Genomic DNA, 14,455 nt, shown 5'->3' with positions numbered 1-14,455 from the left:
TACCAGAATGACAATGCATGCAAGTGACCGTTGAGAACAGACCAAAGTGGCTGGCCCTGTCTTCAATCGGCGCTATGCTCGGGCGCGACAACAATGAGGGAGGATGCCGATGCCTACGACGATGAAGGGCCCTGGACTGTTCCTGGCGCAGTTCGCGGGCGATGCAGCGCCGTTCAATTCGCTTGCATCGATCACAAAATGGGCGGCCGGCCTCGGCTATAAGGGCGTGCAGATCCCGACCTGGGACGCGCGCTTATTCGACCTCCAGAAGGCTGCGTCTTCCAAGGCCTATTGCGACGAGGTGAAGGGCATCTGTGCCGACGCCGGCGTCGAGATCACCGAACTGTCGACGCATCTGCAGGGGCAATTGGTGGCGGTGCATCCGGCCTATGACGCGCAATTCGACGGCTTTGCGCCGGCTTCGGTGCACAACAACCCCAAAGCGCGGCAACAATGGGCGGTCGAACAGATGCAGTTCGGGGCCAAGGCGTCGCGCAATCTCGGGCTCGACGTCTCCGTGAGCTTCAGCGGCGCTCTGGCTTTCCCCTACCTCTATCCCTGGCCACAGCGGCCGGCCGGATTGATCGAAGAGGCGTTCGCAGAACTAGGCAAGCGCTGGAAGCCGATCCTCGATGTCTATGAGGACAATGGCGTCGACGTCGGCTACGAAATCCATCCCGGCGAGGATGTGTTCGACGGGGCGACGTTCGAGATGTTCCTCGACGCGGTCGGCGGCCACAAGCGCTGCAACATCAATTACGATCCGTCGCACTTCCTGTTGCAGCAGCTCGACTATCTCGAATTCATCGACATCTACCACGAGCGCATCAAGGCCTTCCACGTCAAGGACGCCGAGTTCAACCCGACCGGGCGGCAAGGCGTCTATTCCGGCTACCAGAGCTGGACGAACCGCGCCGGCCGCTTCCGCTCGCTCGGCGACGGACAAGTGGATTTCGGCGGCATCTTCTCCAAGCTGACGCAGTACAATTATGATTCCTGGGCGGTGCTGGAGTGGGAGTGCTGCCTGAAGCATCCGGAGGACGGCGCGGCCGAAGGCGCGCCCTTCATCCAGCACCACATCATCCGGGTGACGGAGAAGGCGTTCGACGATTTCGCCGGCGGTGCCACGGATAAGAAGGTGCTGCGCGCCATGATGGGAATCTAGCACGGGTTTTCCCTCTCCCTCGAGGGGGAGGTATCTCAGACACGAGGGAGACGACATGGTCGGTGCATCGAAGTCGGAAGCGGGAGGCGGCCCGATCCGCTATGGCATGGTCGGCGGCGGGCAAGGCGCATTCATCGGCGCGGTGCATCGGATCGCGGCGCGCATGGACAATGAGTTCGTGCTGGTCGCCGGCGCGCTGTCGTCCGATCCGGCGCGCGCCAAGGCCTCTGCCGCCGAGCTCGGGCTCGACCCTTCGCGCAGCTACGCGTCCTATGCCGAGATGGCCAAGGCCGAGGCAAAGCGCCCGGATGGCATCGAGGCGGTGGCCATCGTCACTCCGAACAATGTGCATGTGCCGGCGGCCAGGGCGTTTCTTGAAGCCGGCATCCATGTCATCTGCGACAAGCCGCTGGCGACGACGCTGGCCGAGGCAAAGAAGCTCGCGGCGATCGTCGAGAAGACCGGCAAGGTGTTCGTGCTGACCCACAATTACACCGCCTATCCGATGATCCGCCAGGCGCGCGAGATGGTGGCCAAGGGCGTGCTCGGCGACATCCGCATCGTGCAGTCGGAATATCCGCAGGACTGGCTGACGGAGGACCTTGCCGCCACCGGTCAAAAACAGGCGGCGTGGCGTTCCGACCCCAAGCAGGCCGGCGCCGGCGGCGCGCTCGGCGACATCGGCACGCATGCCTACAATCTTGCGCGCTTTGTCTCCGGGCTGGAACTCGACACTCTGTCGGCCGATCTCGACGCCTTCGTGCCGGGACGGCAGCTCGACGACAATGTCAACGTCATGCTGCGCTTCAAGCCGGTCGGCAAGACGCATGCGGCAAAAGGCATGATCTGGGCAAGCCAGGTGGCGCCCGGCCATGAGAACGGGCTGAAGCTGCGCATCTATGGTTCGAAGGGCGGGCTGGAATGGGTGCAGGCCGACCCGAACTATCTCTGGTATACGCCGTTCGGCCAGCCCAAGCAGCTGATCACCCGCAACGGCGCCGGCGCGCTGCCGGTGGCGGGCCGTGTCAGCCGCGTTCCCTCCGGTCATCCCGAAGGCTATCTCGAAGGCTTCGCCAACATCTACCAGGAGGCCGCACGCGCCATCCGCGCCGCGCGGCGCAAGGGCGGCAAACCTGCCAAGGACGTCGTGTTCCCGACCATTCAGGACGGCGTCGAGGGCATGGCCTTCATCGAGGCCTGCGTGAAATCGTCGAAAAAGAATGGAGTGTGGACGAAACTTCAAATTTGATCTCGCGGGGGGATCATTTGGGGGAGGGGCGTCGATGAAAATCGGCATGTGCATGTTCTTGTGGACGACGGCCGTATCGAAGAAGCACGAGCCATTGCTTCGCGACATCAAGGCCACCGGCTTCGACGGCGTCGAGATACCGATCTTTGCCGGCATGCCGGACGACTACAGGAAATTGGGCGAGCTGCTCGATCGCATAGGGCTTGAACGGACCGCCGTTTCAGCGATGGGCGATCCGGCGATGAACCTGATCTCGGCCGATGCGGCAACGCGCAAGGCCGGTGTCGACTACATGAAATGGGCGATCGATTGCGCAGACGCCCTCGGGGCCAGAACGCTGAGCGGCCCCTTGCATTCGACGCTCGGCGCCTTTTCCGGATCCGGCCCGACCGCGGCCGAGAAGAAACGCTCCGTCGCCTCGCAGCGCGCCATAGGCGATCATGCCGGCAAGAGGAACGTCACCATCGGGCTCGAGGCGCTCAACCGCTTCGAATGCTATCTCCTCAACACCATGGCCGACCTGTCGGAGCATGTCGATGCCATCGACCGGCCGCACATCAAGGCGATGTACGACACCTTCCACGCCAATATCGAGGAGGCCGACCCGATCGGCGCCTATACGAAGCATCGCAGGAATGTCGTGCATATCCATATATCGGAGAACGATCGCGGCGTGCCGGGTCGTGGCAACATCCCCTGGAAGGAAACATTCTCGGCCATCCGCAAGAGCGGCTACGACGACTGGCTGACGATCGAGGCGTTTGGACGTTCGCTGAAGGATCTTGCGGCGGCGACCAAGGTGTGGCGCGATTTTTCCGAGAGCCCGGAAGCGGTTTATCGGGATGGATATAAGCATATCAAGAACGGGTGGAAGAAGGCCGCCTAGGTGCCTTGGTCGGGCGATAGTGACGCAAACAAGACCTGCGTCGGCGACCCTTGGCGCAAGGCGAGACGATGATTGCGCCTGGCCCATTTTCCATACGTTCGCAGCGGTTGCCAGGTGGTTCCCCCACTCCGTCTCGGCTTCGCCGAGCCACCTCCCCCTCCGGAGGGAGAGGAAAGGGCCCCGGTGGCTCGGGATAGAAAGAAGCCTCCGCCTAGGATCGGCCAGGACGCCCTGGCGCTTTCCTCTCCCCCGTCGATCGGGGGAGAGGTGTCGAGCGCAGCTCGACGGAGTGGGGGTCGACCCTTGGCGCGGCACCATACGATGCCCGCGCTATGCGTCATAAGGTTAACCCAGTTCGGCCTGCAACCTGTTGTAGTCGTGAATCGTCCGGCTCAGCCTGCGGCGCAGGAAATTGGAAATGTTGTCGAAGATGAAGACCACGACCAGCGTCAGCAGCACCATGTAGAAGACGTTGGCCCAGTTGGAATTGGTGCGCATCGCTTCCCACAGTTTCAGGCCGATGCCGCCGGCACCGACGGCGCCGATGATGGTCGCGCCCCTGGTGTTGGATTCCCACTGATAGAGCGTCTGGCTGATGAACACCGGCACCACTTCCGGCAGCACGCCGTAGCGCTGCACCAGAAGACGGTTGGCGCCTGTCGACACAACACCTTCGCGCGGCTTGTCATCGATGTTCTCCAGCGCCTCGGAATAGGTTTTGCCGAGCGTGCCGATCTCGGTGAAGAAGATCGCGGCGCTGCCGGCCAGCGGACCCGGTCCGAAGGCGCGCGTGAAGAACAGTGCCCAGATCAGCATATCGATGGAGCGCATGAAGTCGAAGAAGCGCTTGAGCAGCTGGTTGACCAGCCGGTTGGGGGTGATGTTGCGGGCGGCGAAGAAGGCGAGCGGGAAGGCGACGATGCCGCCGAGCGCGGTGCCGAGAAAGGCCATGACGATGGTCTGCAACAGCTTTGTCCAGACATCGCCATGCTGCCACTGCGCATTGTTCCAGATGTTGTCGCCGGCGAGCGCCAGATTGGAGGTGCCCGGTTTCAGCTCGGGCCCCGATGTGATCAGCGATATCACTTCGCCGGGCGATTTTCCGAAGAAGGGCGAGCGTGTGTCGAAGACGAAGTTCGCCCAGCCGAGAAAGCGCTTGCGGATCCTGACGCGATCGGGGGCGACGCGGACCTCGCCGGCGAAGCCCATGTCGGCGACGACCTCATCCTCATGCACGGTGACCCAGTCGGGAACAGGTCCCGAGACCAGCGGCTTGCCGCTGTCCAGCGCCACCGCCACGCTCGTCCCAGCGGCGACGAGCGTCGCTCGTGCCTTGTCGAAGGTGACCGACTTGGCCGTGCCGTCGATCAGGACCGTCACCGAACCGTCGGCGTTGGTCTTGACCCAATCCGGGTGGGGATTGGGGCCGAGTACAGAAAAGCGGGGGTATTTGGCCGTTATCTCAGGCTCATCGAGGCGGAAGATTGGCTGCACGTCGTGGCTGATCCACTGGGTCAGGAACAGCGGCAGTCGCTCCCAATGCGATTCCCGCAGCACTTGCGGCAGATTGAAGAACCACAGCGCGTAGAGGAGGTAGAGCAAGATGCCGCCAAGCAGCAGCAGCGGCCCGAAGCGCCTGTGGAACGGCCGGCGGAACACTTGCGGGAAGCGGTCCTCGATCGACTGAATTTCGGCGGCGGTCATGGATCAGGCGCTCATCACAAAGGCTTGTTCGCCGACCAGCTTGCGGCGCAGCCAGGCGGAGAACTGGTCGACGATGAAGATGGTCGTGAACAGGAGCAGCACCAAGGCTATCGTCTTGGCGCCGAAGCCGCGCGAGATCGACAGCTTCAGCTCCTCGCCGATGCCGCCGCCGCCGACCGCGCCCATGATGGTGGAGATGCGCACGTTGATCTCGATCCTGAGCAGCGTATAGGACATGAAATTGGGCAGCACCTGCGGCAGGCCGGCAAAGCGCACCCGTTCGAACCAGTTGGCGCCGACGGCCCGCAGGCCTTCCTCGGCGCGCATGTCGATGTTCTCGTTGATCTCGTAGAACAGCTTGCCCAACGCGCCGATCGAATGCAGGCCGATGGCGATGATGGCGGCGATCGGACCTATCGAAACGATGGCCGCGAACAGGCCGGCGATGACGATCTCGGGAAAGGCCCGCAGCAGTTCCATGAAGCGCTTGACGACAAGCCGCAGCAGCGGATGCGGCGTCAGGTTGCGCGCCGCGATGAAGGAGAACGGCACGGCGAAGACGAAACCAATTGATGTCGAGACCAGCGCCACGTTAAGCGTGGTCAGCATCAGCTCGAAATATTCCGGGATGTAGAAACCGCCCCAGACATAGGCGCGGCCGAGCGGAAAGTTGAATTCCTGCGTGCCGGTGTCATGCGGGGAGGCGATGTCGAACAGCGCCCGCCAGACATCGTTCCAGTCCTTGGGAACGAGCCAGCTCAGGAAATCCAGAATATGCGGCAGCCGGTCGAAGAAGTGCCCGGCATTGGCCTCGTCGGCAAACCACATGGTGCCGCCGAGTGCGACCAACAACAGGCCGACGCCGATGGCGGTGTAGAGCCGGCGCAAGGAGGTCTGGCGACGCCAGGCGTCGGCCATCTGGTGCGTGGCGCCGGAAGGAGCTGTCAGGGAAAGGGTCATGGTCGGAGATGCAAGAAGGGCGGCGTTTTCTCGGCGCCGCCCTTCCTGATTTCTGCCTTTAGCCGCCGATGGCTGCCTTACGGGCTTCGACGATGACGTTATAGAAATCCGCCTTCACCGGAACGTAGCCGGTAAAATCACCGCCTTCGACGCCTTCGAAGCAAGCCTTGTCCTTCTTGGGCAGGTCGGTGAAGAAGGCCGCCAGCTTGGCCGTCATCTCGTCGCCGAGCGCCGTGCGCACGACCAGCGGACCGTTCGGGATCAGGCCCGAGCGCCAGACCTCGACGAAGTCGTTGGGGTCGACGGCGCCCTTGGCGACTTCCTTGTGGAAGGTGCCGGAGGTGTAGCCGTCCTTGAAGTCGCCGATGCCGGAGGAATCGTCCACGGCCACGTCGACCTTGCCGTCTCGCACGGCGAGCACATTGTTCTCATGGCCGCCATTGAACTGGGTCGAGGCGAAGAAGGTCTCGTTCGACGCGCCCGTGTCCTTCGGAATCTGCGTCAGCGGGATCAGATAGCCGGAGGTCGAATCCGGATCGGCGTAACCGAGCTTCTTGCCCTTGGCCGACTTGATGTCCGTGATGCCGGAGGACTTCAGCGCCAGGCCGATCGAATAGTAGCCGGTCGCGCCGTCGGTCTGCTGGGTTGTGAGGATCGGGGTTACCGCCTTGGGATCCTTGAGGACCACGCTGGCGTAACCGGAAGCGCCGAGTTCGGCGAAGTCGAGCGTGCCGCCGAGAAGTCCCTGGATGACGCCGTCATAGTCGGCGGCCGGGAACAGCGAGACCTTCTCGAAGCCGAATTCGGCCTTCAGGTGATCGGCCAGGCACTGGTAGTTGCGCAGCCGGTCGGTTTCGTTCTCGCCGCCGAGGATGCCGACGCGGAATTCCTTCATATCGGCGGCATGCGCCGCGCCGGTGGCCATTGCAAGCACCGAAACGGCGCCAAAAACCATTTTCCTGAACATCTGATTTCTCTCCTGTAGGTTCCGGCCCCGCGCCGGCGGCGTTGGTGATTTTGACGGGTGCCCTGACGCGGGCTGGCGATCCAGGTCGCTCTCAGTAACCCGGGAATGCGGGTTCGAGCGGTCCGGCGGATGCGGCGATTTTTTGCTTGAAGGCAACGCTGGTCGAGGTGATGGCCTCGGAGATTTCGCCGCCATTGCTGTCGGCGCCATAGACGAGACGGACGGCCTCGCGGTTAAGCTCCTCCGGCGGCCCGTCGAACACGACCTTGCCCGCGGCCATGCCGATGATGCGGTTGCAATAGGTGCGGGCTGTGTCCAGCGTGTGCAGGTTGGTGACCACGGTGATGCCCTCGCGCAAATTGATGTCCTGCAGCGAATCCATCACCACCTTGGCATTGAGCGGGTCGAGCGAGGCGATCGGCTCGTCGGCCAGGATCACCCGGGGCTGCTGCATCATGGCGCGGGCAATGGCGACACGCTGCTGCTGGCCGCCCGACAAGGTGCCGGCGGGCTGCAGCGCGGTACGGGCGATGTCGAGCCGCTCGAGGGCGGCGACCGCCTGCGCACATTCGGTTCGCGAGAACATGCCGAAAAGGTTCGACAGGGTCGGACGATGGTTCAGCCGGCCGAGCAGCACATTGGTCAGCACGTCGAGGCGCGGCACAAGGTTGAATTGCTGGAAGATCATGGCGCAGTCGCGCTGCCAGCGCCTGAGCGGCGAACCGCGCAATTGCGAGACCTCGGCGCCGTCGAAGAAAATCGATCCATGGCTGGGATCGATGAGGCGGTTGATCATACGCAGAAGGGTCGACTTGCCGGCGCCGGAACGGCCGATAACGCCGACCATCTGACCCTGCGGGATCGAGATGCTGACATCGTTGACGGCGGTGTTCTTGCCAAATCGTCGGGTGACGCCGCGGATTTCGAGCGTGGCTGACATGGTGCGTTCCCGTCCAGTCGCGGTTGAAGGTCCTGTTGACCCTCGCTAGCGCAGCGCCATGAACCTGCGGTGTCGGATTGATGTCAGTTTTGTTACCACCCACAGCCGTGTCGTGCGCGATCAGGCCAGGACCAATCAGTTCCTCGAAGTGCTTCCATGTCCCTGAAGCTGCGGAAGGCAGGCGGCTTGAGAAGACAGCCCCCTGCCCGAACTCTATGTAAGGAATGCGAATAGTGAGCAGCCCTATTCCATTCACCACCGTCATCCACCGTATTTTTCCAGGAAAGCTTCGGCCTCGAGCTGACGGAAATCGTCGAGTGCGGCGCGCAGCCTCGCATGGTCCCAATCCCACCAGGCAAGCGCCTGGTAGCGCTCGGCGGTGCGGCGGTCGAAGCGCTCGCGGATCGGCTTTGCCGGCACGCCGGCGACGATGGTGTAGGGAGCGACATCCTTCGATACCACCGCTCCGGCGCCGACCGCGGCGCCATCGCCGACGGTGATGCCGGGCAGGACTGTCGAGCCATGGCCAAGCCATGTGTCGTGGCCGATTGTGACGCGCCTGGCGCGGCGCTCAGCGAAAAATTCGCTCTCGTGTTCGGCATCGTCCCAATAGTCCGATGCGCGGTAGGTGAAATGGTGCAGCGTCGGTCGCCAGATCGGGTGGTTGGTGGCGTTGATGCGCACGCTTGCCGCGATGTTGGAGAATTTGCCGATCGTCGCGCACCAGACGGCGCAGTCCTGCATCACGTAGGAATAGTCGCCGAGTTCGCTTTCCGAAACCCGACAGCGGTCGGCGATTTCGGTCCAGCGGCCGAGCGTCGAATTCTGCACCTCCGCCGTCGGATGGACCAGCGGCGTCTCCGACAATTTCCTGCTCATGCGGCGAGCTTTCCCGGGGCGAAGGCGGTGACGTCGATGATGCGGTCGGCAACCGCTTCGCGCACATCATGGTCGTGGAAGATGCCGAGCAGGGCGACGCCTGCCGTTTTCTTGGCGGCGATGAGTTCGATCACCACATCGCGGTTCCTTGCGTCGAGCGAAGCGGTCGGCTCGTCGAGCAGCAGGATCGGGTGCTCGGTGATGAAGCCACGCGCGATATTGACGCGCTGCTGCTCGCCGCCGGAGAAGGTCGCCGGCGGCAATGCCCAGAGTTTTTCCGGCAGATTGAGCCGCGCCAGCAAGGCGCGCGCCTTGCTTCTTGCTGCTTCGCGATCCTCACCGCGCTCTACGAGCGGCTCAGCGACGACGTCGAGCGCCGATACGCGGGGCACGGTGCGCAGGAACTGGCTGACATAGCCGATGGTCTGGCGGCGCACGGCAAGCACGGTGCGCGGGCTGGCGCTGGCAAGGTCGATCAGCCCGTCTTCGTGCGTGACGATGATCTGGCCTTCGTCGACGGCGTAATTGCCGTAGAGCATCTTCAGGATCGAGCTCTTGCCGGCCCCGGACGGGCCGCCGAGCACGGTGCATTCACCGGCGCGGATCGAGAAGGAGACACCGGCGACGACAGGCAGTTTGATGCCGTCGCGCAGATGCATGGTGAAGCTCTTGGCGACGTCGGAGACAACGAGAGGCGTCGGCATCAGAAGGTACTCCAATCGTCACTCGTTTGCGGGACAGCGCCCCCCTCTGGCCTGCCGGCCATCTCCCCCTCAAGGGGGAGATCGAAATTCGCCCATCGCCTCGCCAATCCATTGTTTTGAAGAATAGGCGAGGCATCGAAACTGCTAATCTCCCCCTTGAGGGGGAGATGTCCGGCAGGACAGAGGGGGTGACTTGGCGCCATCGTCAAACCTGCAGAATCGAGGAAACAAGCAATTGCGTGTACGGCGCGCGCGGGTCATCGAGCACGCGGTCGGTGAGGCCGCTTTCGACGACGCGCCCGTCCTTCATCACCATCATGCGCTGTGACAAAAGCCGGGCCACCGCGAGGTCATGGGTGACGACGATGGCGGCGAGGCCAAGATCGGTGACGAGGCCGCGCAAGAGATCAAGCAGTCGCGCCTGCACCGAGACGTCGAGGCCGCCTGTCGGTTCATCCATGAACACCAGCCGCGGGCCGGTGACGAGGTTGCGGGCGATCTGCAGGCGCTGGCGCATGCCGCCTGAAAAGGCGCGCGGGTCGTCGTCGATGCGGTCTTCCTCGATCTCGACGCGCGACAGCCAGTCGACGGCGGTCGCGCGGATCTTGCCGTAGTGGCGGTCGCCCACCGCCATCAGCCGCTCGCCGACATTGGCACCGGCCGACACCGTCATGCGCAAGCCGTCGGCCGGGTTCTGGTGGACAAAGCCCCAGTCGGTGCGCATCAGGAAGCGGCGCTCGGCCTCGCTCATGCGGTAGAGTTCGCGGAATTGGCCGTCGCGCATGCGGTAGCTGGCGGTGCCGGATGAGGGCAACAGTCGTGTCGACAGGCAGTTGAGCAAAGTCGTCTTGCCGGAGCCGGATTCGCCCACGACAGCCAGGACTTCGCCCGGCCACAGATCGAAGGTGACGTTGTCGCAGCCGACCCGCGAGCCATAGAATTTCGAGAGCGCCGAAACGCGCAGCAAGGGTTCGTCGGTCATTGTATCTCCTTACCCTCCCCCTTGTGGAGAGGGTCGGCGCGCAGCGCCGGGGTGGGGGCTGCCGATGGGTCGCTACCGCCACCTTCGGTGGGACCTCCCCACAAGGGGGAGGTAGGGGCGCTGCGCCGCTTCTCGCAGTGGTCGGTGTCGGAGCAGACGAACATGTGGCCGCCGTGATCGTCGAGGATGACCTCGTCGAGATAGACGTCCTCGGCTCCGCATAGCGCGCAGGGCTGGTCGAAGGTCTGCACCTCGAACGGATGATCCTCGAAGTCGAGGCTGACCACGTCAGTGAAGGGCGGCAGCGCGTAGATGCGCTTCTCGCGGCCGGCGCCGAACAGCTGCAAAGCCGGCGAGCGGTGCATCTTGGGATTGTCGAATTTCGGCGTCGGCGACGGGTCCATCACATAGCGGCCCTCGACCTTCACCGGATAGGCGTAGGTGGTGGCGATGCGGCCGTGCTTGGCGATGTCCTCGTAGAGCTTCACATGCATGAGGCCGTATTCCTCCAGCGCATGCATCTTGCGCGTTTCGGTCTCGCGCGGCTCGAGGAAGCGCAGGGGCTCGGGGATCGGCACCTGATAGACCAGCACCTGGCCCGCGGCGAGCGGATGTTCGGGAATGCGGTGGCGGGTCTGGATGATGCTGGCGCTGGCCGTGTCGGTCGTCACCGCGACATTGGCGACCTTCTTGAAGAAGGCGCGGATCGAGACCGCATTGGTGGTGTCGTCGGCGCCCTGGTCAATGACCTTCAGCACATCGTCGGGGCCGATGATCGAAGCGGTAACCTGGACGCCGCCGGTGCCCCAGCCATAGGGCATCGGCATTTCGCGCGAGGCGAACGGCACCTGATAGCCGGGAATGGCGATGCCCTTGAGGATCGCGCGGCGGATCATCCGCTTGGTCTGTTCGTCGAGATAAGCGAAGTTGTAGGCGGCGATGTCGGTCGGTTGCGCGCTCATTCCGCGGCCTCTTTCTTTTCTTCAATCTTGCCGGGATTTTCGCGGGCGTCGTACTCGGCGCGCATGCGGCGCACGAGGTCGAGTTCGGCCTGGAAGTCGACATAATGCGGCAGCTTCAGATGTTCGACGAAGCCGGTCGCCTGGACGTTGTCGGAGTGCGAGATGACGAATTCCTCGTCCTGGGCGGCGGCGACAATGTCCTCGCCGAGTTCGCTTGCACGAAGAGCGCGGTCGCAGAGTGCCATGGCCATCGCCTTGCGCTCGCTCTGGCCGAAGACCAGCCCGTAGCCGCGTGTGAATTGCGGTGGCGCCTTGGCCGAGCCCTTGAACTGATTGACCATCTGGCATTCGGTAACGCGCGCGGTACCGAGCGGCACAGCGAAAGGCAGTTCGGGCACGTCGAGCTCCAGCTCGACCTCGCCGATGCGGATCTCGCCGACGAAGGGATGGTTGCGGGCATAGCCGCGCTGCGTGGAATAGCCGAGCGCCAGCAGGAAGCCCTCGTCGCCGCGCGACAGCGCCTGCAGGCGGATGTCGCGAGCCATCGGGAACTCCAGCGGCTCGCGGGTGATGTCGCCGGGGACATGGTCCTGCGGCATGTCTCCGTCCGGCTCGATCAGCCCATCGCGAGCGAGGATCGCCGAGACGCGCGGCATTGCCTGCGCTTCCGTCTCGCGCCGCAAGGGCGCGGCGACATCGGCGCCGGCGGCAAGCTCGGGATCGAGCAGCCGGTGCGTGTAGTCGAAGGTGGGCCCAAGCAACTGGCCGCCGGGCAGGTCCTTGTAGGTCGCCGAAACGCGGCGTTCGACCAGCATGGTGGCGGTGTCGATGGCATTTGTATAGCCAAAGCGCGGCAGCGTGGTGCGGTAGGCCCGCACCAGGAAGATCGCCTCGATCATGTCGCCGCGCGCCTGCACGATAGCGAGTGCGGCGAGTTCGCGATCGTAAAGCGAGCCTTCGCTCATCACCCGGTCGACGCCGAGCGCCAGCTGTTCGACGATCTGGTCGAGGCGCAGTGCCGGTACCGAGCGGTCACCGCGCCGACGGTCAGCGAGCAGGCCGTGGGCGTTGGCGATCGCGGCTTCGCCGCCTTTTACCGCAACATACATCGCTAGGCCTCCGTCGTCTTGATGCGTGTCGTACGCGGCAGGCAGGCGAGGCTGTCATGTGCCGCCAGGATGATGTCGACGCCGCGCGGAAAGCGGTTGATGTTCTGCTTCCACTGCTCGATGAAATGACGCAGCATGCGGGCTGGCGCGATCGTCGCCGTCTTCTCGATTCCCGGACCTTCGAGCAGCAGCGGCGTGCCTGACGTGAGATCGCCGACCTGCAGGATCAATGTTGTCGAGCGGTCGGGATAGTCCTGCGTGCCTTGCGAGAAACCGTCGAGTGCCATCATCTCGGCCGGCGAGGCCACAAAGGCGAAATGCGCGTCGGCCGGGGTGTTGGCTAGCGGCGCGCCGCTGTGAAAGCCGAGCCAGGACATGACCGCTGCCGAGGCGTGCAGGGCCGGGTCCAGCCAGAGCGGCGTGTCGTTGTCGCACAATGCCAGCGCAACCGCGCCCGATATCGCCGAAAGCGGCGCCGGCGGGCGGGCCAGGGCCGGCAAGGATTGCACGCTGCCCGGCCGCGCCATTGCGTCCATGACGGCGCGAAACACCGTCTGGGCGTTGAACACCGGATCGGCGAACCCACCCTCGATCGATTGCGCTGCGATATCCATCAATCTTCTCCGCGAACCATGGTGAAGAAATCCACCTTCGTTGCCGCCGTTTCGGCGCGGCGCTTTTCTCGTGCCGTGGTCAAGGCAGCCCGCAGCGGCCCGAGAAGGCCCGTTTCGACCGTCTGTCGATGAGCGGGGTCCTGCCACAGCGCGTCTGCGATGGCCGCCAGCTTCGCCTTCTGCTTGTCGCGGCCGAGCGCATAGCAATGGCCGACCTGTCCGGACGGCAGGCGCACGGTGGCACGGGTCACGGTAGCCTCGCCGACATTGAACGGCGCGCCGCCGCCGCCGATGCGGCCGCGCATGGTGACCAGGCCGGTCTCGGGACCGCGCAGCAGTTCGGCCTCGGCAGGCAGGCCGGATTCATTCCAGAGGCGAACGATGTCGTCGCCGCTGGACTGCGCCAGGGTTGCCATGGCCGCCTTGCGTTCGGCCTGGTCGCGCGCTTCCTGTCCTCGCATGAGCAACATCCTTGCTTCTAATTTGTCTATTGATATAGACAACCATACGAATTATACCCATTACCTAACGCGAGTCCATGACGGGTGCGTGACAGGGGCCGGCCAGGGGCGAAACCGTGAACGGAAAACACGTGGCTGACGGTATCGAGCGGCGCAGCGGCGTCTCGTTGTGGCGCCAGATCGCCGACCGAATCCTGCAATCGATCGCTGCCGGCGATTTCGCCGAGAATGCCGCGCTGCCGCCGGAGGTGGCGCTGGCCGAGCGCTATGGCGTCAACCGCCACACGGTGCGCAGCGCCATCGCGGCGCTCGTGCAAGACGGGGTACTGCGGGCCGAGCAGGGGCGCGGCACTTTCGTGCTGTCGCGCAAGCGGCTGTCCTATCCGATCGGCGCGCGCACGCGATTTTCAACCGGCTTGCAGGGCCAGGCGTCGGAGCGGCATATCGTGCTGCTGGCCTCATCGGTCGAGCCCGCCAGCCGGCGCGTCGCCGAAGCCCTGGGCGTTGCCAGGGGATCGGATGTGATTCGCCTGGAGACGCGCGGCGAGGCCGATGGGAAGCCGGTGTCGCGCGCTTCCGGCTGGTTCGACGCCAGGCGCTTCGCCGGCATCGATGTGGCCATGGCCGAGACCGGGTCGATCACCGCATCGCTCAAGCGTTTCGGCATAGACGATTATCTCAGGCAATCGACGGTGCTGTCGGCGCGTCACGCCGATGCTTCCGACCTTGCCGACCTCGATCTGCAGCCGGGCGGCATCGTGCTGGTCACGGTGGCCGTCAACATGACGCCGGACGGCCGGCCGATCCAATTCGCCGAGGCGCGCTTCCCGGCGGAGCGGGTGGAGCTGAAACTGTCGGCGCTGTAGGCGTGTC

The 14,455-nt window shown here is 64.2% G+C and carries 15 protein-coding genes; 4 read left to right on the top strand and 11 right to left on the bottom strand.

All coding sequences use genetic code 11. The features are described from left to right. Positions 1–109: 109 nt before the first annotated feature. Genes ACIU1A_RS23820 through ACIU1A_RS23810 form a run of 3 tightly spaced genes read left to right on the top strand, consistent with a single transcriptional unit; the run spans position 110 to position 3,300 of the window. Positions 110–1,165 (top strand): sugar phosphate isomerase/epimerase, encoded by a 1,056-nt coding sequence (locus ACIU1A_RS23820; protein WP_140513799.1) that lies wholly within the window; start codon positions 110–112, stop codon positions 1,163–1,165. Positions 1,166–1,220: 55 nt separating this feature from the next. Continuing rightward, the gene (locus tag ACIU1A_RS23815; protein ID WP_404925429.1) at positions 1,221–2,414 is read left to right on the top strand and encodes a Gfo/Idh/MocA family protein; all 1,194 of its coding nucleotides are present in this window, start codon (positions 1,221–1,223) and stop codon (positions 2,412–2,414) included. Between the two features lie 34 nt (positions 2,415–2,448). Further along, positions 2,449–3,300, top strand: a complete 852-nt coding sequence (locus tag ACIU1A_RS23810; RefSeq protein WP_140657240.1) for a sugar phosphate isomerase/epimerase — start codon at positions 2,449–2,451, stop codon at positions 3,298–3,300. A gap of 345 nt (positions 3,301–3,645) precedes the next feature. Here ACIU1A_RS23810 and phnE (ACIU1A_RS23805) read toward each other — a convergent pair whose 3' ends face one another. The 11 genes from phnE (ACIU1A_RS23805) to phnG all read right to left on the bottom strand — a co-directional run bounded on the left by phnE (ACIU1A_RS23805) (position 3,646) and on the right by phnG (position 13,582). Beyond that, positions 3,646–5,004, bottom strand: coding sequence for a phosphonate ABC transporter, permease protein PhnE (phnE, locus tag ACIU1A_RS23805; RefSeq protein WP_404925428.1), 1,359 nt, complete (start codon positions 5,002–5,004; stop codon positions 3,646–3,648). A 3-nt stretch (positions 5,005–5,007) separates the two neighbouring features. Further along, positions 5,008–5,964 carry a phosphonate ABC transporter, permease protein PhnE gene (phnE, locus tag ACIU1A_RS23800; RefSeq protein WP_404925427.1) on the bottom strand — a complete coding sequence of 319 codons (957 nt, stop codon included), beginning with the start codon at positions 5,962–5,964 and terminating at the stop codon, positions 5,008–5,010. A 58-nt stretch (positions 5,965–6,022) separates the two neighbouring features. After that, entirely contained in the window at positions 6,023–6,931 is a 909-nt protein-coding gene (gene phnD / locus ACIU1A_RS23795) for a phosphonate ABC transporter substrate-binding protein (RefSeq protein ID WP_224681368.1), read from the bottom strand. Positions 6,932–7,022: 91 nt separating this feature from the next. Then, positions 7,023–7,871 (bottom strand): phosphonate ABC transporter ATP-binding protein, encoded by an 849-nt coding sequence (gene phnC, locus ACIU1A_RS23790; RefSeq protein ID WP_140500368.1) that lies wholly within the window; start codon positions 7,869–7,871, stop codon positions 7,023–7,025. Between the two features lie 261 nt (positions 7,872–8,132). Next, positions 8,133–8,750: a DapH/DapD/GlmU-related protein gene (locus tag ACIU1A_RS23785; protein ID WP_404925426.1), complete on the bottom strand. Its 618-nt coding sequence runs from the start codon at positions 8,748–8,750 to the stop codon at positions 8,133–8,135. Further along, a complete protein-coding gene (gene phnL, locus ACIU1A_RS23780; RefSeq protein ID WP_404925425.1) occupies positions 8,747–9,454 on the bottom strand; it encodes a phosphonate C-P lyase system protein PhnL in 708 nt (235 codons plus the stop codon). Before phnL ends, ACIU1A_RS23785 begins: the two co-directional genes overlap by 4 nt. Positions 9,455–9,659: 205 nt before the next feature. After that, complete coding sequence (gene phnK / locus ACIU1A_RS23775; protein ID WP_140513793.1) at positions 9,660–10,436, bottom strand: phosphonate C-P lyase system protein PhnK; 777 nt, start codon at positions 10,434–10,436, stop codon at positions 9,660–9,662. Next, positions 10,433–11,398 (bottom strand): alpha-D-ribose 1-methylphosphonate 5-phosphate C-P-lyase PhnJ, encoded by a 966-nt coding sequence (locus tag ACIU1A_RS23770; RefSeq protein ID WP_404925424.1) that lies wholly within the window; start codon positions 11,396–11,398, stop codon positions 10,433–10,435. Before ACIU1A_RS23770 ends, phnK begins: the two co-directional genes overlap by 4 nt. Continuing rightward, a complete protein-coding gene (locus tag ACIU1A_RS23765; RefSeq protein ID WP_404925423.1) occupies positions 11,395–12,507 on the bottom strand; it encodes a carbon-phosphorus lyase complex subunit PhnI in 1,113 nt (370 codons plus the stop codon). The genes ACIU1A_RS23770 and ACIU1A_RS23765 overlap by 4 nt, the downstream gene beginning before the upstream one ends. A 2-nt stretch (positions 12,508–12,509) precedes the next feature. Next, on the bottom strand, positions 12,510–13,121 hold the full coding sequence (gene phnH / locus ACIU1A_RS23760; protein WP_404925422.1) for a phosphonate C-P lyase system protein PhnH: 612 nt from the start codon (positions 13,119–13,121) through the stop codon (positions 12,510–12,512). Further along, the gene (gene phnG / locus ACIU1A_RS23755; RefSeq protein WP_140657250.1) at positions 13,121–13,582 is read right to left on the bottom strand and encodes a phosphonate C-P lyase system protein PhnG; all 462 of its coding nucleotides are present in this window, start codon (positions 13,580–13,582) and stop codon (positions 13,121–13,123) included. Before phnG ends, phnH begins: the two co-directional genes overlap by 1 nt. Before the next feature lie 131 nt (positions 13,583–13,713). On the opposite strand from phnG, the gene phnF reads away from it, so the two are divergent. After that, positions 13,714–14,448 carry a phosphonate metabolism transcriptional regulator PhnF gene (gene phnF, locus ACIU1A_RS23750; RefSeq protein ID WP_404925421.1) on the top strand — a complete coding sequence of 245 codons (735 nt, stop codon included), beginning with the start codon at positions 13,714–13,716 and terminating at the stop codon, positions 14,446–14,448. Positions 14,449–14,455: the final 7 nt, after the last annotated feature.

The sequence above is a fragment of the Mesorhizobium maamorense genome (assembly GCF_044998965.1).
Taxonomy (GTDB): domain Bacteria; phylum Pseudomonadota; class Alphaproteobacteria; order Rhizobiales; family Rhizobiaceae; genus Mesorhizobium.
Note: the sequence above shows the minus strand (reverse complement) of the source record. Positions and strands in the feature narration are given on the sequence as shown.